A 19,075-nucleotide genomic window follows, 5' to 3' on the forward strand; every position below is an offset into this window, starting at 1 on the left:
AACCAGACATTCCATGACCCTCCGAATCATGGTCACCCATTGATTCAGAACTTTAGGAAATACGCAACTGTAATGCTAGGGTCAAAACCTAACCAACATCTTGATAATGAGATCATTGTGTGATTCCAATGGCCTATAGCCACGAGGAACACGATGTCTCAGCTTTTCTGGTTGTCGGACGAACAGTGGGCGCAGCTCGAACCGCACCTGCCCAAGAACCAGCCGGGTGCCCGGCGTGTGGATGACCGGCGGGTGATTTCGGGGATCATCCACGTGCTGCGGACCGGGTGTCGATGGTGCGACTGCCCGGCGGCGTATGGACCGTCGACAACCATCTACAACCGCTTCAACCGTTGGTCCCGCCGTCGTTTCTGGACGAGCCTGGTAGAGGCTTTGGCCGCGTCCGGAGCCGTCACGAAATCAATGGCGATCGACTCAACCTACGTGAAGGCTCACCGCTCTGCACATGGGGGAAGCCATATGACGGAAGGGCGGGGGCGAACGTTCAGGCGATCGGCAAGTCACGGGGCGGACAAACAACCAAAATCCACATCCTGACGGATACTCTCGGGCGACCTCATACGCTCGTGCTCACGGCCGGAAACGCATCCGATATGACTGGAGCAGATCTGTTGCTGCCCAGGATGCCCAGAGTCCGTTACCTCATCGCGGACAAAGGTTATGACGCAGACAGGCTCCGGAAGGCCTTGCGGCATCGCGGTACGGTTCCGGTGATCCCAGGGCGGACGAACCGAAAACGGAAGGTGGCCTATGACCGGAAGCGCTATGGTAATCGCCATCTCGTTGAGAACGCTTTCTGCCGCCTCAAGGATTTCAGGCGTGCCGCGACCCGCTACGACAAGCTTGCAGCCAATTTCCTCTCAGCCGTGGCTCTTGCAGCCGTCATCGCGTTCTGGATGTGATTGAATCTGGAGCCTAATCGATTAACAGATTGGATCGCTGCCTCGATGCTCGCTGCGTCATGAGGATTGAATTCGACAGTCCCCAAATCACCGTTTAGCTCATTCACAGCGCGGCGGGCTTCGGAGAGTTTCCTTTGTAGTTTATCAATCCCAACAATTTTGGTCATAAGAGTTCCTCTTGGCCCACTGCCGTAGAAGCGCAGCTAACGACTGCCCAGACATTGTCTGGACGTATTCGGTCCTGTGAGGCTCAAGAACCACGAGCGAAGCGTATTCGACATACAGGATGATGGGAGCCCTGCCGACTACGGGTAGGCCACACATCACTATGTGGGCGTGAAAGTTGTAGCGTCAACTATGGGTGATGTGGCCCAGGGGCATGATGGATGTCCTTACTTCGGCTTCCAGATCGCCTTGCCCGACCCCGGCAGCCCCAGCCGTGACCACATCTGGTCGACACGATCGACGACGTCCTGGTCCATGCGCAGCTCGGTGCCCCATTCGCGTTTGGTCTCAGGGGGCCATTTGTTGGTGGCGTCCAGGCCGATCTTCGATCCCAGGCCTGATTCGGGGCTGGCGAAATCGAGATAGTCGATCGGGGTGCCCTCGATCAGGGTGATGTCGCGGGCCGGGTCCATGCGGGTCGACAGGGCCCACATCACATCCTTCCAGTCGCGGGCGTTGATGTCGTCATCGACCACGATCACCCATTTGGTGTACATGAACTGACGCAGATATGACCACACCCCCATCATCACCCGCTTGGCATGGCCCGGATAGGCCTTGCGCATCGAGACCACGGCGATGCGATAGGAACAGCCCTCGGGCGGCAGCCAGAAATCGGTGATCTCGGGGAATTGCTGGCGGATCAGCGGGATGAAGACCTCGTTCAGGGCCTCGCCCAGCACGGATGGCTCGTCCGGTGGCCGGCCGGTGAAGGTCGACAGATAGATCGGCTTGCGGCGCATGGTGACGGCGGTCACCCGGAACACCGGGAACGGCTCGACATTGTTGTAATAGCCGGTGTGGTCGCCGTAAGGCCCCTCGTCGCCATACTCGTCCAGGCTGACCTCGCCCTCGATCACGATCTCGGCCGTGGCCGGCACCTTCAGCGGCTGGCTGACCGCATCGACCAGTTCTACCTTGCGGCCGCGCAGCAGCCCGGCGAACTGATATTCCGACAGCGTATCGGGCACCGGCGTCACGGCCGCCAGAATGGTGCCAGGGTCGGCGCCGATCACCGCGCAGGCCGGCAGCGGCTCGCGCTTGCTCTGCCCCCAGCGGCGATGATGCTGAGCGCCGCCGCGATGGCGCAGCCAGCGCATCAGCGTGCGATCGCGGCCCAGCACCTGCATCCGATAGATGCCAAGGTTATAGCCGTCGGTCTTGTCGCTGCCCGGCCCCTTCGTCACCACCAGCGGCCAGGTGATCAGCGGCGCCGGCTCCCCCGGCCAGCAGGTCTGCACCGGCAGGCGGGTCAGGTCGATATCGTCGCCGCGCCACACCACCTCCTGCACCGGCGCCCGCGACACGGTTTTCGGCCGCATCGCCATCACCGTCTTCATCAGCGGCAGCATGTCCAGCGCCTCACGCCAGCCGCCGGGCGGCTCGGGCTGGCGCAGGAAGGCCAGGGTCTCGCCCACGCCGCGCAACTGGTGCGGCTCGCGATCCATGCCCCAGGCCACCCGTTCCACTGTGCCGAACAGATTGACCAGCACCGGCATTTCCGCCACCCGGCCATCGGGCATCAGCGGCTGTTCGAACAGCACCGCCGGGCCGCCCTCGGCCAGCAGCCGGGTCTGAATCTCGGTCATCTCCAGCACGGTCGACACCGGCTCGCGCACCCGGACCAGACGGCCGGTGCTCTCAAGACGGGCGATGAAGTCGCGCAGGCTGTCATAGGGCATGGGCTGCGGGCTCGCTCGGGGTTGGATGGTGCTGGATGGGATGGCACTGTGCCGCACGGGCCGGCCGGGCCATCATGATCGCGGTCAGGTATCGGATACAGACATGGCGGAGACGGGCATGAAGACAAGGATCAAGGCAGTCTGGTCGCAACTGGACCTGATCGACCGGCAGTTGGTCAAGGTGGCGGCGGCGGTGCTGGTCATCCTGATCCTGCGCAACCATCTGCCGCCGACCATCGATATGGCGCCGGCCGGCTGGCTGCTGGCGCTGGCCCTGTTGCTGGCGCGGCCGGCGGCCAATCTCATCCGCCGAGGCCGCCGGGGAGCAGGCCCCCGCCAAGGGCATGACGGGCCAGAATGATCGTGGCCAGCAGCACCAGCCCCAGATCGCGGTTGGATTTGAACAGCCTGAGGCACATGGCCGGGTCGTCGATGTCGAGGCGGCGGACCTGCCACAGCAGATGCGAGCCGGTGAAGGCCATCGCCAGCACCCAGCCGACGCCGAAGCCGGCGCTGAGCCCGGCCGCCACCGTGAATAGCCAGAAGATGGCATAGAACACCGCCACCGCCGGCTTCGTGCGGCGGCCCAGGGCGAGGGCGGTGGATTTCACCCCCACCATCAGGTCGTCCTCGCGGTCCTGATGGGCATAGATGGTGTCATAGCCCAGCGTCCAAAAGATGCCGCCGGCATAGAGCAGCAGGCCGGGCAGCATGGTGGGCAGATCGTGGGCACCGCTGGCGGCCGCCCAGCCGACCAGAGCCGCCCAGTTGAAGGTGAGCCCCAGCCAGGCCTGCGGCCAATAGGTGATCCGCTTCATGAACGGATAGGGCACGATCAGCAGGACCGAGGCGAGGCCGATCACGATCGCCGGCACCGGCAGCATCAGCAGCACGACCAGCCCGATCAGCCCCTGCGGCACCAGGAACAGCAGCGCCTGACGCGGCGTCACCTGGCCGCTTGGGATCGGCCGGCCGCGGGTCCGCTCCACCCGGGCATCGTAATGCCGGTCGGCCAGATCGTTGATCGTGCAGCCGAAACCGCGCATGGCGATGGCGCCCACAAGGAACAGCACCATCAGCCCGATATCCGGCAGGCCGCCGGCCGGTGCCGCCAGCGCGATCGCCCACAGCCCCGGCAGCAGCAGCAGCCACCAGCCGATCGGCCGGTCCCAGCGGGCCAGCAGGGCGTAAGGCTTTACAGAACCGGGCAATATGCGCAGCAGCCCGCGATCGGCATGAATGTCGGTGTGGCCGGCCTCTGCCCTGGCTGCCGGTTCGGCCATGGCGCGCACTCCCTGGATGATCGGATCTGCCGTCGACCGGTGTAGCCCGGCGGATGCGATCTGCCAAGCGCTGCGTTGAAGCAGCCATGCGCGGCCGGCGCTTCAATCGGGGCTGCAAGGGCGGTATAGCTGGTGCGCTCATCAGACGGCTGCGGCCGTTCCCCGCGGGAGGGTTTATGGCCGACGCGCCCCGACTGTATATCGATGCCGACCGCTTCGCCGCACCCACGGCCGGGGCGCGGATCGTGCTGGACGACGATCAGGCGCATTACCTGCGCGCGGTGATGCGGCGCGAGGACGGTGCGGCGCTGGCGGTGTTCAATGGCCGGGATGGCGAATGGGCCGCACGGTTGGTGGCGATCGGCAAGCGCGGTGCCGCGGTCGATCTGGACCACCAGACCCGGGCACCGGCGCCGGAGCGGCGGCTGGAGCTGATCATGGCGCCGGTCAAGCGCGGCCCGGTGGAACTGGCGGTGGAAAAGGCGACCGAGCTGGGCGTCACCGCGATCCGTTTCGCCATCACCCGGCGAACGGTCGTCGACCGGCTGCGCCTGGACCGGCTGACGGCGATCGCGCGGGAAGCGGCCGAACAATGCGAACGCCTGAGCCTGCCGCTGATCGTCGAGGCGGCGCCGCTGGATGCCGTGCTGGATCGCGTGCAGAGTGAGGCATCGGCGGCAGCCGACGGGCCGCTGCCGGTGCTGTTCGGCGACGAGACCGGCGGGGGCGTGGCGCTCGCCATGGCCGCGGCCGGGCTTGCTGGCGCGCCGGTCGGCCTGCTTGTCGGCCCCGAGGGCGGCTTCGACCCGGCCGAGCTTGATCGGCTGCGGGCGCGGCCCCATGTGACCGCGATCGGTCTGGGGCCACGTGTGCTCCGGGCCGAGACCGCCGCGATCGCGGGGCTGGCCGTGCTTCAGGCGCTGGCACCCGAAGGTGGCGGTCCGCGATGCAGGCAGGCCGTGCCCTGATCGCGCGGCCCTGGCCGAACGATACCGACGTCTTGCAGACCTGAACCACCCGTTGCCCCGCCGGCCGGTCATCACGATCAGCGTGGCGGGCGCTCTCGCCCTCCGGCGACCCGCTGAGGTCGCCGGCCCGCTATCCGGAGGCCGCCCGTCCCATGCACACACTCATTCTGCCGCTTCTCGACGACATCATCGCCGCCCGCGCCGACAAGGTGACGGCGTGGTTCGATGCCCGGTTCGACGAGACCCCGGCACTGCCCTACAGCTCGGTCGATCTGCGCCATTCCGGCGTGAAGCTGGCACCGGTCGACACCAATCTGTTCTCGGCCGGGTTCAACAACATCTCGCGCGCGGCGCGCGGTCGCGCCGCCGACCGGTTCCGCACCCATCTGGCGCGCATCGCCCCTGAGGGCGGCCGACTGCTGCTGGTGCCCGAGAACCACACCCGCAACCTGCATTACCTGGAAAATGTCCGGGTGCTGGCCGAGATCATCGAGACCGCCGGCTGGGAGGTGCGTCTTGGCAGCCTGATGTATGATCTCGACGAGGCGATGGTGCTGGAAACCGCCACCGGCGCCGATATCCGGGTGGAACCGCTGCGCCGCGAGGGTGGGCGGATCGGCACCCTCGACGGCTTCGTGCCCGATGTGGTGCTGATGAACAACGACATGACCGCCGGTGCGCCCTCGATCCTCGTCGGGCTGGACCAGCCGGTGATCCCGCCTTTGGAGCTTGGCTGGTATCGCCGCCGCAAGAGCGGCCATTTCGCAGCTTATGGTCAGGTCGCCGACGCCTTCGCCGAGGAATTCGACATCGATCCCTGGCTGATCCAGGCGCTGTGGCACCAGTGCGGCCAGATCAATTTCCGCGAGAAGGCCGGGCTTGGCTGTGTGGCGCGCGGCGTCGACAAGGTCGTGCACCTGACCCGCGAGAAATATCGCCAGTATGGTATCGAGAGCGACCCCTATGTCTTCGTCAAGGCCGACAGCGGCACCTATGGCATGGGCGTGATGACCGCCAAGTCGGGCGAGGACATTCTTGAGATGAACAAGAAGACCCGCCACAAGATGAACGTCATCAAGGAAGGCGCGCTGAACACCGAGGTGATCGTTCAGGAAGGCGTGCCCACGGTCGACCTGATCGACGGCGAAAGCGCCGAGCCGGTGATCTATCTGGTCGATGGCCGCGCGGTCGGCGGCTTCTATCGGGTCAACAAGGGCCGTGGCGAGTATGACAGCCTGAACGCCATGGGCGCCTATTTTACCCAGATGTGCGACGAGGTGGAACCCCGCATCGAGCCCGCCAGTGGCGCCAATGACGCGCCATGCCCGTTCCGCGTCTTCGGCGTGGTCGGCGGTCTGGCGGCGCTGGCGGCGGCGCGTGAGCAGGTGATCTGACGGATTGAAGCGGGGGTCTGGTGCCCCCGCCCATATCCGCTCTGTCAGACCTGCCCGCTCTGTCAGATCTGATCCGGGCGTTCGGGAAAGGTGCCAAGGCTGAGGCGCGCATTCAGGCGCTGCGCCGCCGGTGCCGCGGCGAACCACGCTTCCGACCCGGCCAGGGCCTGCGCGATCCGGCCGGGACTGGCGCGCAGATGGCCGGCGATTTCGGCCGCCCGATACAATCCCGCCTGTGATGGCGCCGGCATCGGCCGTTTCTGGAGTGCCTGACGACTGATCGCCAGCCGTGCGGCCACCTCGGCCAGACTGACCAGATCGGGCTTCACCTCGCGCAGCCGGCTGCCGGTCGGCAGCGCCGGCAGAATCTGCGCCACGGTGGCCGCGATCACCGCCTCGCCGTCGCGGCCCCGACGGCGGAAGGCGAAGCCGATCATGCCGGGTGCGCCAAGACCCGCCACCGCATCATCGCAGCCGGCCTCGAAGACGGCATCAAGGATGTCGGCCTCAGGGGCGGCATCGGCCGGCAGCGAGAAGACCAGATCAAATTCGAAGACGGTGTCATCGGTCATGGCTCATGGCTCCGAGATCAAACAACCTTTGGCTTTTCGGATCAATTGACGGGCGTGATCCGCCGGCTGCCTTGGTGTACTCCACACCGACATCCTGCAGAATACGCCACCACGACAATCATTCGCCATATTGGCCGGGCACATCACATAGCCCCAGGCGTGAGCACTTCGCCCTTTTGCTGTATGGATCTGCCAACCTGATGCTTCAAGGACGCATAGAGCTGCTTCAATGTCCTTAATCGGGGTGATGTGGTCTGTTTGACATATGACGCCCATTTAAAAAGTTGTCAATAGACAACTTTCGTTGGATCCCGCCGGCCTGCCGCCAGGCATGCTTACGGGGCGATATATCATGCGCGGGTCATCGCGTAAGACGCTGGAATATCGTATGCTGCATCCATCATAACGCTCGGCGCCGGCTGCCGCGGATGTCCTCTAAAATGAAACACATATCCATTACATGTTTCATTGAAACAGATGTTGCGCCCCCATTTTCAACGGCCTAGCATCATCCCGGCACCTGTTCCCCGCCGCTCTCCTGCTCCGGATGATGACCCATGTCGGACCGACCCTCGCCCGTATCCGAAGCCCCGCTGCGCCGCAACCGCGCGACCTCTCATGTCCTGCACCGCCATACCGGCGATGTCCTGCCGGTGGCGGTGGGCGGCGAGGGGTGCTGGCTGATCGATGCCGAGGGGCGGCGATATCTGGATGCCTCCGGCGGTGCCGCGGTGTCGTGTCTGGGGCATGGCAACCGGCGGGTGCGCGACGCGATCATGGCCCAGCTCGACAAGGTTGCCTTCGCCCATACCGGCTTCTTCACCAACGAGCCGATGGAACGGCTGGCCGAGATGCTGGTCGAGGGCGCGCCAGAGGGCATCGGCCGGGCCTGTTTCGTCTCGGGCGGGTCCGAGGCGATCGAGAGCGCGCTGAAGATCGCCCGGCAATATGCGGTCGAGCGCGGCGATCTGGCACGCACACGGGTGATCGCGCGGCGCCAGAGCTATCATGGCAACACCCTCGGCGCCCTGTCGGCGACCGGCAATACCGGCCGGCGGCGGCCCTTCCTGCCCTGGGTGATCGATGATGTGGTGCATGTCTCACCCTGCTATGCCTGGCGGCATCGCGCGGCAGACGAAACCGACATCGCCTATGGTCAGCGGTTGGCGGCGGAATTCGAGCACCAGTTGCGGGTGCTGGGCCCTGAGACGGTGCTGGCCTTCGTGGCCGAGCCGGTGGTGGGGGCGACCCTTGGCGCGGTGCCGGCGGTCGAGGGGTATTTCAAGGCGATCCGTCAGATCTGCGACCGCCATGGCGTGCTGCTGATTCTGGACGAGGTGATGTGCGGCATGGGCCGTACCGGCTATCTGTATGCCTGTGAGGCCGATGGCGTGGCGCCCGACATGATCGCCATGGCCAAGGGTCTGGGGGCGGGTTATCAGCCGATCGGCGCGGTGCTGGTGTCGGATGCGATCGCCGATGTGGTGCTGCATGGCCGGCTGGGGCTGATGACCGGTCACACCTATATGGGCCATCCGGTTGCATGCGCCGCATCGCTGGCGGTGCAGGAGGTGATCCGCGACGACGGGTTGGTGGCGCGTGTGCGTGGCCTGGACGCGACGTTCGAGGGCTTGTTGCGCGACGGTCTGGGCGCGCGGCCCGAGGTCGGCGATATCCGTGGCCGCGGTTTCTTCCGCGGCATCGAACTGGTGGCCGACCGGGCGAGCAAGCGGCCGTTTCCCGCCACGGCCGGGCTGGCGAAGCGGATCAAGGCGGCGGCCTTCGATCTGGGCCTGATCTGCTATCCGGGCAATGGCACCGCCGATGGCATCGATGGCGATCATATCCTGCTGGCGCCGCCCTTCATCGCCACCGAGGACGAACTGGCCCTGGCGGTGGAGCGGCTGGGCCAGGCGATCGACCGGGCGATGGCCGATGCCGGCCTGCGCGCCGCATGACGGCCCCCGACGCCCCGGACCCTGAAGCCCGCGATCCCGACACTGTGCTGGCGCGGATCGCCGGTGCGCTGGATGATCTGAGCCCGCAACTGCGCCGGGCTGCCCGCCATCTGCTCGACCATCCCGACCGGGTGGCCGTGGTGTCGATGCGCCGGCTGGCCGACGAGGCCGGGGTGGTGCCGGCCAGCTTCGTGCGGCTGGCCGAGCGGCTGGGCTTTGCCGGTTTCACCGATCTGGCGGCGGTGTTCCGGGCGCGGCTGGTGGCGGCCGGCGCCGGCGGCTATGCCGATCGCGCGCGGCGCCTGCACCGGATTGCCGCCCCCGGAGAGCCGGCGGCGCTGATCGCCGGATATCTGGCCGCCGACCGCGCCAATCTTGATCGCACCCTGAGCGATGACAGGGTGCCGGCGCTGGCGGCCGCGGCAACCGCCCTGGCCGGTGCCCGCCGGGTGGTGGTGGTGGGGCAGCGCAAATGCCATGTGCTGGGCTTCTATCTGGCCTATGCGCTGGATCTGGTGCGGCCGGGGGTGGTGCTGGCCGGCGACGCGGCCGGCCTGCTGCCGGATGCGCTGCGCGGGCTGGGCGCCGGCGACGTGCTGGTGGCGGTGACCATCGCCCGCTATGCCCGCAGCACCCGCGACGCCGCGGTGTTCGCCGCCGGGGCCGGCGCCACGGTGATCGCCATCACCGACAGCCCCGATGCGCCGGTGGCGGCCTATGCCGGCCATGTGCTGACCATGGCCCATGACGGGCCGGGCGTGTTCCGCTCGTTGACCGGCGGGCTGGCGCTGTCTCAGGCCCTGGTCGGGCTGGTGGCGGTGGCGGGCGGCACGGCGGCCGATGATCGCGTGGCGGCGGCCGAAGCCCATCTCGATGGATTCCGCACATTTGTCGATGGCGGCGCGCAATGGCCGGTCGGCCGGCGGCGTATGCGGCGCAATGATCGTTCAACCGCAGGGCCTGCTGGAAATCAAGGGCAGACAAGCCCTGAATGATGATGGATGATCGGTCGACAGCACTGCCCCGGCTGTCGCCGGTGGCCGATCATCGCGCCCACTCCCGAATTGAAGAGGCAAGCCCAGGGATGACCGACGCACCCGCCGTGCCCCCGGCTGCGGAGCCGTCCAGCCCATCGACGCCGGCAGAGCCGGCGGCCGAACCGGTGTTGCTGGCCGTGGCGCCCAACGGTGCCCGGCGCGGCCATGGCGATCATCCACGTCTGCCGGTGGGGCCGGCCGAACTGGCGGATGTGGCGGTCCGGGCCGCCGATGCCGGTGCCGCGATGATCCATCTGCATGTGCGTGACGACAATGGCCGCCACAGCCTTAACCCCGACCGGTATCGTGCGGCGGTTGCGGCGGTCGAGGATGCGGTGGGTGACCGGCTGCTGATCCAGGCGACCAGCGAGGCGGCAGGCATCTATCGGGCGCCGGACCAGATTGCGGCGATGCGGGCGCTGATGCCGGGCTTCTGTTCGCTGGCTTTGCGGGAGTTCCTGCCGCCGATCGACAAGGGAGCCGCCGACCCTGTGGCTGAAGCCGCCTTGCAGGGATTGCTTGAGGATCTGGGCGCGGCCGGCTGTGGCTGGCAATGGATTCTGTACGACGCGGCCGATGTCTATCGTCTGGCGCGACTGCGCGACCGGGGTGTGCTGCCGGCGATGGGCGGGGCGCTGGCCCTGGCGGGCGGCGCCGCACCAGTGCTGTATGTTCTGGGACGCTATGCCCCCGGCGGTGGCCGGGTGGGCGAACTGGTCGGCTATCTGGCCGCCCAGTCGGATACCGGCTTCGATGACCCGTGGATGGTGTGCGCCTTCGGTGCCGCCGAGCTTGCGGCAACCGGCGCCGCGGTGGCACTGGGCGGACATGCCCGGCTGGGGTTCGAGAACAACATGAACCTGAAGAATGGCCGGACGGCGCCCGACAATGCGGCGCTGATCACCCAGGCTGTGGCGGTGGCCGATGCCCTGGGCCGGCCGCTGGCCGATGCCGCGGCGGCACGCCGCATCTTCGGCCTGGCCTGAACCGGGCCAGCCTGAATCTGGTCTGGCCTGAATCCGGCCATGGCCGGATCGCACCTTGCCCATCGTCATCGGGTCGGGCTGCGTGTATCAGGGGATAACAGTGACTTATGAAAGGGAGAGCGATGTTTGTTCGTAAATCAGCCCTCGCGGCCAGTGTTCTTGCCGGTGGCATGGCGTTGGGCGGCGGCCAGGCCCTGGCTGCCACCGACATCCTGATCGGCGGCGGCGCCGTTACCGGTGTCTATTATCAGGTGGCGTTGCAGGCCTGCGCGATCATCAACAAGCAGGCGGCCGACAAGCTGAACTGCGTCGGCCGCCCGGCGCTGGGTTCGGTGTTCAACGTCAATGCCGTCAGCCGTGGCCTGCTCGATTTCGGCGTGGCCCAGTCCGACGCCAATTACAACGCCTGGAACGGCGCCGCCGACTGGGACGGCAAGAAGGTCGAGAACCTGCGCAGCGTGTTCTCGGTGCATCCCGAAACCGTGCTGCTGGTGACCCGCAAGGACACCGGCATCAAGTCGGTCGACGACCTGAAGGGCAAGTCGGTCAATATCGGCAACCCCGGCTCGGGTCAGCGCGGTAACGCCATGGACGTGCTGGAGATGTATGGCCTGGACCCTGAGAAGGATCTGAACGCCCAGGGCTTGCAGCAGGGCGAGGCCTCGCGCGCGCTGGTCGACCAGAAGGTCGATGCCTTCTTCTACACCGTCGGCAATCCGTCGGCGGCGATCGAGGATCCGGCGAATTCGACCCAGATCGATCTGGTCGACATCAACTCGGATGCGATCAAGAAGTTCGTCGAGGAGCGGCCCTATTACGTGATGACCACCATCCCCGCCGGCACCTATCGCGGTGTCGACGAGCCGACCGAGACCTATGCGGTCAAGGCGACGATGGTGACCAGCTCGGATGTGTCGGAAGAGACGGTCTACAACTTCGTGAAGACCTTCTTCGACAATTTCGATGCCTTCAAGGCGTCGAACGCGGCGTTCAAGGATCTTGATCCCAAGTCGATGCTCGACGGTCTGACCGCGCCGCTGCATCCTGGTGCCGAGACGTACTTCAAGGAAAAGGGCTGGATGTAATCGCCAGCCCGGCAGGCGTGCGGCCCGGTGGGGGACCGGGCCGCACGCCTGCCATTCGTTCTGAACCACGGACTTGATGACCAAGGGCGAGAGGGGGGGCCGATGGCCACATCCGGAGCGGGAGGGCGCAAGACGCCCGCAGGCGGCATGTCAGGGGCAGGCCCGGCACAGGATCCGGATCTCGACGTCGGCGACACCGCCGCGGCAGAGGCGCTGGTCGCCCAGGTCGAGGCCGGTGCCCGCCACCCGGACAGCCGGATGATGCGCTGGCTGATCGTGGCGGTCTGCCTGGGCTGGTCGGCGTTCCAGTTGTACATCGCCTATGTGCCCTTCGACCAGTTCCTGGCCCGGGTGTTTCACCTGACCTTCGCCCTGGTGCTGACCTTCCTGTGCTACCCCGCCTATCGCGATCCCCATGGCCGGCTGGCGAAGCTTCTGGAGCCCCTGTCCGGCGGCCCCGGCTCCGCCACCCGCAAGGTGCCGTTCTATGATCTGGTGCTGCTGGCGGCCTCGATGGTGGCCGTGCTGTACCTGTGGTGGGATTACCAGAACATCGTGATGCGCGCCGGTCTGCCGCTGGAACGCGATGTCTGGTTCGGTATCGCCGCGATCGTGCTGCTGTTGGAAGCGGCGCGGCGCACATTGGGGCCGGCGCTGGCGATCCTTGCCATCGTCTTCCTGATCTATTGCGTCGTCGGGCCCTGGATGCCGGGCATCATCCGCCATCAGGGCGTGCCGCTCGATTTCCTGATGACCGACATGTATCTCAGCGACACCGGCATCTTCGGGGTGCCGATCGGGGTGTCGGTCAGCTTCGTGTTCCTGTTCGTGCTGTTCGGTGCCCTGCTCGACCGGGCCGGGGCCGGCAAGTACTTCATCGACGTGGCGTTCTCGCTGCTGGGCCATCTGCGCGGCGGTCCCGCCAAGGCCGCCGTGGTGGCATCGGGCCTGACCGGACTGGTCTCGGGTTCGTCGATCGCCAACACCGTCACCACCGGCACCTTCACCATTCCGCTGATGAAGAAGGTGGGGCTGCCGGCCTACAAGGCCGGCGCGGTCGAAGTCGCGGCCTCGACCAACGGCCAGCTGATGCCGCCGGTGATGGGGGCCGCCGCCTTCATCATGGCCGAAATCCTGGGCATTCCCTATCTGGACGTGGTGCGTGCGGCCCTGATCCCGGCGGTGATCTCGTATCTGGCGCTGGTCTATGTGGTGCATCTGGAAGCCTGCAAGCTGGACCTGAAGCCGGTACCGAAATCGGAGCTGCCGCGCTTCCGCCAGACCTTCGTCGCCGGTATCCACTTTCTGGTGCCGGTGGTGGTGCTGGTCTATTACCTGGTGGTGCTGCAGCGCTCGGCGACCCTGTCGGTGCTGCTGGCGATCGAGGCAATGGCGGTGATCATGCTGATCCAGCGGCCGATCATCGCCTGGCTGACCCGCGACCGCGACCAGCCGGTGGGGCCGCAACTGCGCGACGGCTTTATCCAGGGCCTGGACGACATCTTCCAGGGCCTGGTGATGGGCGCGCGCAACATGGTGTCGGTGGGCGTGGCCACGGCCGCGGCCGGCATCATCGTCGGTGCCGTCACCATCACCGGCCTTGTCGGCCGGTTCGTGACGCTGATCGACGTGATCAGCTTCGGCAATATCTATCTGATGCTGGTGCTGACGGCGATCACCTCGATCATCCTGGGCATGGGGCTGCCGACCACCGCCAACTACATCATCATGGCCACGCTGACCGCGCCGGTGATCGTGCAGCTGGGCGGCGATGCCGGGCTGGTGTTCCCGCTGATTGCGGCGCATCTGTTCGTGTTCTATTTCGGCATCCTGGCCGACGACACGCCCCCGGTGGGGTTGGCTGCCTATGCGGCGGCGGCGATCGCCAAGGCCGATCCGATCAAGACCGGCATTCAGGGCTTCACCTATGATATGCGGACCGCGATCCTGCCGTTCATCTTCCTGTTCAACACCGATCTGCTGATGGTGTCGGGGGTGGATGACGCGGGCCGGGCGATCTGGATCGACGACCCGATCCATCTGATCTGGATCTCGATCTGCGCGCTGGCGGCGATGTTCGCCTTTGCAGCCGGTGTGCAGGGCTGGTTCGGCCGGGCCTGCCTGTGGTGGGAGCGTCTGGCGCTGTTCGCCATCGCCTTCCTGATGTTCCGGCCGGGCTTCGTGGCACCCTATATCCCGGTGCTGGACCGGCTGGCGGTGCAGGCGATCGCGCTGGGGCTGTTCGTGCTGTTCTATCTCTATCAACGGCGCACGGCCGGTCCGACCCGGCCGGCGAAACTGATACCGGGGCGTTGATCCGGTCAGCCGCGGGTCCAGCCCGGTCGACAATGAAAACCCCCGCCGGTGATGCCACCGGCGGGGGTTTTCCGTCGATCGGTGACGGTCACGGCTCAGGCGGCGGCGATTTCCGTGCCGCCGACGGTCAGGCCGTCGATGCGCAGGGTCGGCTGACCCACGCCGACCGGCACCCACTGGCCGTCCTTGCCGCAGGAGCCGATGCCGGCATCCATCGCCATGTCGTTGCCGATCATCGACACCCGCTTCAGCACATCGGGGCCGTTGCCGATCAGGGTGGCGCCCTTCACCGGCCGGGTGATCCTGCCATCCTCGATCAGATAGGCGACCGAGGCCGAGAAGGTGAACTTGCCCGAGGTGATGTCGACCTGACCGCCGCCGAATTCCTTGGCATAGAGCCCGCGCTTCACCGAGCCCAGGATTTCGGCCGGATCCTTGTCACCGCCCAGCATATAGGTGTTGGTCATCCGCGGCAGCGGCTGGTGGGCATAGCTTTCGCGGCGGCCATTGCCGGTGGCGGTGGTGCCCATCAGGCGGGCATTCATCCGGTCCTGCATATAGCCCTTCAGGATACCGTCCTCGATCAGCACGGTGCGCGACGAGGGTGTGCCCTCATCGTCGATGGTGATCGATCCGCGCCGGCCCGCGATGGTGCCGTCATCGACCACGGTCACGCCGGGGGCGGCCACCCGCTCGCCGATCAGGCCCGAGAAGGCCGACAGCTTGCGGCGGTTGAAATCGCCTTCCAGCCCGTGGCCGATGGCCTCGTGCAGCAGGATGCCGGGCCAGCCCGGGCCCAGCACCACGGTCATCTCGCCGGCGGGGGCGGGGGCCGCTTCCAGGTTCACCAGCGCCTGGGCGAGGGCGTCTTCAACCAGCGCCTGCCAGCGTTCGGGTGCGACCCAGGTGGTATAGCCGGCGCGGCCGCCGGCGCCGGCTGAACCGCTTTCCTGGCGGTCGCCCTCGCCGACCAGCAGCGAGACCCCGATGCGCACCAGCGGCCGCACGTCGCGCGCGGAACTGCCATCGGGCCTCAGGATCTCGACCACCTGCCAGTTGGCTGACAATGTGGCGCTGACCTGACGCACCCGGTTGTCGCGTGCGCGTGCCCAGGCATCGATTTCCGCCAGCAGCGCCACCTTGTCGGCGAAAGGCATCACGTCCAGCGGGTTGCCGGGCTGGTAGAGGGCCGGGCCCGGCTTTGCCGGCGCTAGGTCGAGCGTGCCGCCATGACCGTGCAGCACCGCACCGACGGTTTCGGCGGCGCGATCCAGCGCCGCGTCGTCGATCTGGCTGGCATGGGCATAGGCGACGGTATCGCCGGCGACGGCGCGCATGCCGAAACCCTGGACGGTGTCGAAACTGGCCGAGCGCAGATGGCCGTCGTCGAAGCCCAGCACTTCGGACTGACGGTATTCAAGGAACAGTTCACCATCATCGGCCCCGCGCAGCGCGTCGGCGACCCGGCGTTCGAGCCGGCTGCGATCCAGCGCACCCGAGGCGAAGAAGGGATCGGCGGGGGCGGCGGTTGCGTGATCGGGCATGGTGGCGCCTTCATGTCTGAGGAGCGGGGCAGGGGGCGGAGCCCGTGGCCGGTCGGCCGGCCGGTGGTGGACCGGCTGCGGCTGGTGCCGCGGACCGCGGATCCAGTGTGACACGGTGCCCCTGCGGCATTCCATCGCAATGGAAGCTGCACAGGGACTGATCATGGTATATATAGCGGGCGACGGGCAGTTATAAGGACCGCCGGATCGCGGCCGGCAGCCATTCTGCCGGTCGGGCCGGATACGGGTCCGACGGCCCGGAACGGTAGCCTGCGACCCGCGTTCAAGGCACATGCGACGAGTTGTCGCATTCTTGGATCATGCGGGTCGTTCCAGCCTAAAGGCAGCAAGACCGCGGGGTTCCGGCCGTGGTCGGGCCGCGGCAGACGCGTCTGCGCACGGCTTGTGAGCCGCAGGGTCGTGGTGTAGGTTTGGCCGCGTCGTGCGGCAAAATGTCCCGCACGGGCGACGTGAGGACGTGGTCGAACGCCGTCCGGCAAAGAAGACGGGCGGAGCCATTCCGCAGGGGGAAGGCCGAGAATGAGGTCGAAATTTCATATTCTTTCGCTGTTCGCGGCGGTGGCTGCCCTGATCGGGACCGCCAGCGCGGCGTTCGCCGACGGACGGGCAGAGCCTTGGCAGCTGAACTTTCAGGCGCCGGCAACGCCTGTGATGGAACAGGTCGTCAATCTGCACGACATCCTGCTCTATATCTCCTTTGCCGTGTCGATCTTCGTGCTGGCGCTGCTGATCGTCGTGGTCCTGCGCTTTAACCGGAAGTCGAATCCCACCCCATCCAAGCGCTCGCATCACACGATGCTTGAAGTCGCCTGGACGGTAGCGCCGATCCTGATCCTGGTGGTCATCGCCATTCCCTCGTTCCGTCTGATCTATTTCGAGGACAAGGTGGAAGAGGCGGACCTCACCATCAAGGCGGTCGGCCATCAGTGGTACTGGTCTTACGAGTACCCCGATAACGGCAATTTCGGCTTTGTCAGCAACATGATCGAAGAGGCCGACCTGCCTGAGGGCGGTCATCGCCTGCTGGAAGTCGACAACCGCGTGGTCGTGCCGGTGGGCCAGACCGTGCGTCTGCTGATCACCAGCGAGGACGTGCTGCACAGCTTCGCGATGCCGTCCTTCGGTGTGAAGATGGATGCCGTGCCGGGTCGCCTCAACGAAACCTGGTTCCGCGTGGAAAAGCCGGGCGTGTATTACGGTCAATGCTCTGAAATCTGCGGCATCCGCCACGGTTTCATGCCGATCGTGATCGAAGCCCGCGCCGAGGGCGAGTTCAATAACTGGGTGACCGAAGCTCAGGGCAAGTTCGCCCGTGTCGACCAGGGCGGCGACGTCCGGGTCGCGCTGGCGAGCCGGTAACGCTCCGCGTCATCTGACAACAAGAGGGATTGGTCATGGCACACGCGGGCGCACACGACGCTCACGGCGCGCACCATCCGACGGGCTGGAAGCGGTGGGTCTTCTCGACCAACCACAAGGACATCGGCGTGATGTACCTTGTGTTCGCGGTGATCGCGGGCCTGATCGGCGGTTTCTTCTCGATGCTGATCCGCGCGGAGCTGCAAACTCCGGGCGATCAGATCTTCGGCGGCGACTATCAGTTCTATAACGTGGTCATCACCGCGCATGGCCTGATCATGATCTTCTTCGTGGTCATGCCCGCGCTGATCGGCGGCTTCGGCAATTTCTTCGTGCCGCTGATGATCGGGGCGCCGGACATGGCGTTCCCGCGGATGAACAACATCTCGTTCTGGCTGCTGCCGCCGTCCTTCGCCCTGCTGATCAGCTCGGCCTTCGTCGATGGCGGTGCCGGCACCGGCTGGACGATCTATCCGCCCTTGTCGGGCAGCGTCTCCCATGGCGGGGCCGCGGTCGATATGGCGATCTTCTCGCTGCATCTGTCGGGTGCCGCGTCGATCCTGGGCGCGATCAACTTCATCGTCACCATCCTGAACATGCGCGCGCCGGGCATGACCCTGCACAAGATGCCGCTGTTCGCGTGGTCGATGCTGGTCACCGCCTTTCTGCTGGTGCTGTCGCTGCCGGTTCTGGCCGGCGCCATCACCATGCTGCTGACCGACCGCAATTTCGGCACCGCCTTCTTCGACCCGGCCAAGGGTGGCGACCCGATCCTGTTCCAGCATCTGTTCTGGTTCTTCGGTCACCCTGAAGTCTACATCATGATCCTGCCGGGCTTCGGCATCATCAGCCACGTGATCTCCACCTTCGCCCGCAAGCCGATCTTCGGCTATCTGGGCATGGCCTATGCCATGGTCGCGATCGGCGTGGTCGGCTTCGTGGTGTGGGCGCATCATATGTTCACTGTCGGTCTCGACGTGGACACCCGCGCCTATTTCACGGCGGCCACGATGGTCATCGCGGTTCCCACCGGCATCAAGATCTTCTCGTGGATCGCCACCGCCTGGGGCGGCTCCATCGAGTTCAAGACCCCGATGCTGTTCGCCATGGGCTTCATCTTCCTGTTCACGGTTGGCGGCGTCACCGGCGTGGTGCTGTCGAATGCCGGCGTCGACACCGTGCTGCACGACACCTATTACGTGGTGGCCCATTTCCACTACGTGCTGTCGCTGGGCGCGCTGTTCGCGATCTTCGCGGGCTTCTATTACTGGATCGGCAAGATGTCGGGCCGCCAGTATCCTGAGACCCTGGGCAAGATCCACTTCTGGCTGACCTTCATCGGTGTGAACCTCACCTTCTTCCCGATGCACTTCCTGGGCCTGGCCGGCATGCCGCGCCGTATCCCGGACTATCCGGATGTGTATGCGGGCTGGAACCATGTGGCCTCGATGGGGGCTTACATCTCGGGCTTCGCCGCACTGTTCTTCGTCTTCGTGGTGTTCCGCACCCTGACGGCGGGCCAGAAATGCGCCGACAGCCCGTGGGGCGAGGGTGCCACCACCCTTGAATGGACGGTGACATCGCCGCCGCCCTTCCACACCTTCGAGGACGGCCTGCCGCGGGTGAAATAAGCCCGCCTGTGCCAGACCCGGCTTGTCCGGTCCGCAGATGGCAGCCCATGCCGCCTGCGGACCGGAGCCGTCCCACTTGGGCGCCCGTCGG

At 66.2% G+C, this 19,075-nt stretch carries 15 protein-coding genes; 11 read left to right on the top strand and 4 right to left on the bottom strand.

The genetic code is table 11. From position 1 onward, the window contains the following. Nucleotides 1-153 precede the first annotated feature (153 nt). A protein-coding gene (locus IEW15_RS14325; protein ID WP_372402283.1) for an IS5 family transposase occupies nt 154-923 on the top strand; the annotation gives its coding sequence in 2 pieces (ribosomal slippage) (nt 154-505 and nt 505-923; 771 coding nt in all). Between the two features lie 392 nt (nt 924-1,315). Here the strand turns inward: IEW15_RS14325 and IEW15_RS14330 are convergent. After that, nucleotides 1,316-2,830, bottom strand: a complete 1,515-nt coding sequence (locus tag IEW15_RS14330) for a UbiD family decarboxylase (protein WP_188579082.1) — start codon at nt 2,828-2,830, stop codon at nt 1,316-1,318. A gap of 118 nt (nt 2,831-2,948) precedes the next feature. Between IEW15_RS14330 and IEW15_RS14335 the strand changes: the two genes are divergently transcribed. Next, a complete protein-coding gene (locus tag IEW15_RS14335; RefSeq protein WP_188579084.1) occupies nt 2,949-3,191 on the top strand; it encodes a hypothetical protein in 243 nt (80 codons plus the stop codon). On the opposite strand, the gene ubiA is transcribed toward IEW15_RS14335, so the two are convergent. Next, nucleotides 3,133-4,113: a 4-hydroxybenzoate octaprenyltransferase gene (ubiA, locus tag IEW15_RS14340; protein ID WP_188579085.1), complete on the bottom strand. Its 981-nt coding sequence runs from the start codon at nt 4,111-4,113 to the stop codon at nt 3,133-3,135. The genes IEW15_RS14335 and ubiA overlap by 59 nt on opposite strands. Nucleotides 4,114-4,289: 176 nt before the next feature. On the opposite strand from ubiA, the gene IEW15_RS14345 reads away from it, so the two are divergent. Both IEW15_RS14345 and gshA read left to right on the top strand, forming a co-directional pair. Further along, nucleotides 4,290-5,081 (top strand): 16S rRNA (uracil(1498)-N(3))-methyltransferase, encoded by a 792-nt coding sequence (locus IEW15_RS14345; RefSeq protein WP_188579086.1) that lies wholly within the window; start codon nt 4,290-4,292, stop codon nt 5,079-5,081. 152 nt (nt 5,082-5,233) lie between these two features. Then, nucleotides 5,234-6,475 carry a glutamate--cysteine ligase gene (gene gshA / locus IEW15_RS14350; protein ID WP_188579088.1) on the top strand — a complete coding sequence of 414 codons (1,242 nt, stop codon included), beginning with the start codon at nt 5,234-5,236 and terminating at the stop codon, nt 6,473-6,475. 62 nt (nt 6,476-6,537) lie between these two features. On the opposite strand, the gene IEW15_RS14355 is transcribed toward gshA, so the two are convergent. Continuing rightward, on the bottom strand, nt 6,538-7,047 hold the full coding sequence (locus tag IEW15_RS14355) for a hypothetical protein (protein ID WP_188579090.1): 510 nt from the start codon (nt 7,045-7,047) through the stop codon (nt 6,538-6,540). Nucleotides 7,048-7,604: 557 nt separating this feature from the next. Between IEW15_RS14355 and IEW15_RS14360 the strand changes: the two genes are divergently transcribed. From IEW15_RS14360 to IEW15_RS14380, 5 genes are all read left to right on the top strand, one after another. Further along, nucleotides 7,605-9,005, top strand: coding sequence for an aspartate aminotransferase family protein (locus IEW15_RS14360; RefSeq protein ID WP_188579092.1), 1,401 nt, complete (start codon nt 7,605-7,607; stop codon nt 9,003-9,005). Further along, nucleotides 9,002-10,000 carry a MurR/RpiR family transcriptional regulator gene (locus IEW15_RS14365; RefSeq protein WP_188579094.1) on the top strand — a complete coding sequence of 333 codons (999 nt, stop codon included), beginning with the start codon at nt 9,002-9,004 and terminating at the stop codon, nt 9,998-10,000. Before IEW15_RS14360 ends, IEW15_RS14365 begins: the two co-directional genes overlap by 4 nt. A gap of 89 nt (nt 10,001-10,089) precedes the next feature. Then, the gene (locus tag IEW15_RS14370; protein WP_188579096.1) at nt 10,090-11,028 is read left to right on the top strand and encodes a BKACE family enzyme; all 939 of its coding nucleotides are present in this window, start codon (nt 10,090-10,092) and stop codon (nt 11,026-11,028) included. A gap of 122 nt (nt 11,029-11,150) precedes the next feature. Further along, nucleotides 11,151-12,113 carry a TAXI family TRAP transporter solute-binding subunit gene (locus IEW15_RS14375; protein WP_188579097.1) on the top strand — a complete coding sequence of 321 codons (963 nt, stop codon included), beginning with the start codon at nt 11,151-11,153 and terminating at the stop codon, nt 12,111-12,113. 102 nt (nt 12,114-12,215) lie between these two features. Then, nucleotides 12,216-14,429, top strand: a complete 2,214-nt coding sequence (locus IEW15_RS14380; RefSeq protein ID WP_229708115.1) for a TRAP transporter permease — start codon at nt 12,216-12,218, stop codon at nt 14,427-14,429. A gap of 95 nt (nt 14,430-14,524) precedes the next feature. On the opposite strand, the gene tldD is transcribed toward IEW15_RS14380, so the two are convergent. Beyond that, nucleotides 14,525-15,973 carry a metalloprotease TldD gene (gene tldD, locus IEW15_RS14385; RefSeq protein WP_188579099.1) on the bottom strand — a complete coding sequence of 483 codons (1,449 nt, stop codon included), beginning with the start codon at nt 15,971-15,973 and terminating at the stop codon, nt 14,525-14,527. Between the two features lie 579 nt (nt 15,974-16,552). Between tldD and coxB the strand changes: the two genes are divergently transcribed. After that, nucleotides 16,553-17,353, top strand: a complete 801-nt coding sequence (gene coxB / locus IEW15_RS14390) for a cytochrome c oxidase subunit II (RefSeq protein ID WP_229708116.1) — start codon at nt 16,553-16,555, stop codon at nt 17,351-17,353. A 35-nt stretch (nt 17,354-17,388) separates the two neighbouring features. Then, nucleotides 17,389-18,984, top strand: coding sequence for a cytochrome c oxidase subunit I (ctaD, locus tag IEW15_RS14395; RefSeq protein WP_188579103.1), 1,596 nt, complete (start codon nt 17,389-17,391; stop codon nt 18,982-18,984). Nucleotides 18,985-19,075 lie beyond the last annotated feature (91 nt).

Origin of the sequence: Tistrella bauzanensis, assembly GCF_014636235.1 — a bacterium.
Classification (GTDB): Bacteria; Pseudomonadota; Alphaproteobacteria; order Tistrellales; family Tistrellaceae; genus Tistrella; species Tistrella bauzanensis.

Bases quoted from the DNA above. Each gene is read 5' to 3' on its own strand.
- IEW15_RS14365 (WP_188579094.1), top strand. From the start codon at position 9,002: ATGACGGCCCCCGACGCCCCGGACCCTGAAGCCCGCGATCCCGACACT.
- IEW15_RS14380 (WP_229708115.1), top strand. From the start codon at position 12,216: ATGGCCACATCCGGAGCGGGAGGGCGCAAGACGCCCGCAGGCGGCATG.
- gshA (WP_188579088.1), top strand. From the start codon at position 5,234: ATGCACACACTCATTCTGCCGCTTCTCGACGACATCATCGCCGCCCGC.
- IEW15_RS14370 (WP_188579096.1), top strand. From the start codon at position 10,090: ATGACCGACGCACCCGCCGTGCCCCCGGCTGCGGAGCCGTCCAGCCCA.
- IEW15_RS14375 (WP_188579097.1), top strand. From the start codon at position 11,151: ATGTTTGTTCGTAAATCAGCCCTCGCGGCCAGTGTTCTTGCCGGTGGC.
- IEW15_RS14360 (WP_188579092.1), top strand. From the start codon at position 7,605: ATGTCGGACCGACCCTCGCCCGTATCCGAAGCCCCGCTGCGCCGCAAC.
- IEW15_RS14330 (WP_188579082.1), bottom strand. From the start codon at position 2,830: ATGCCCTATGACAGCCTGCGCGACTTCATCGCCCGTCTTGAGAGCACC.
- tldD (WP_188579099.1), bottom strand. From the start codon at position 15,973: ATGCCCGATCACGCAACCGCCGCCCCCGCCGATCCCTTCTTCGCCTCG.
- ctaD (WP_188579103.1), top strand. From the start codon at position 17,389: ATGGCACACGCGGGCGCACACGACGCTCACGGCGCGCACCATCCGACG.
- ubiA (WP_188579085.1), bottom strand. From the start codon at position 4,113: ATGGCCGAACCGGCAGCCAGGGCAGAGGCCGGCCACACCGACATTCAT.
- IEW15_RS14335 (WP_188579084.1), top strand. From the start codon at position 2,949: ATGAAGACAAGGATCAAGGCAGTCTGGTCGCAACTGGACCTGATCGAC.
- IEW15_RS14355 (WP_188579090.1), bottom strand. From the start codon at position 7,047: ATGACCGATGACACCGTCTTCGAATTTGATCTGGTCTTCTCGCTGCCG.
- IEW15_RS14345 (WP_188579086.1), top strand. From the start codon at position 4,290: ATGGCCGACGCGCCCCGACTGTATATCGATGCCGACCGCTTCGCCGCA.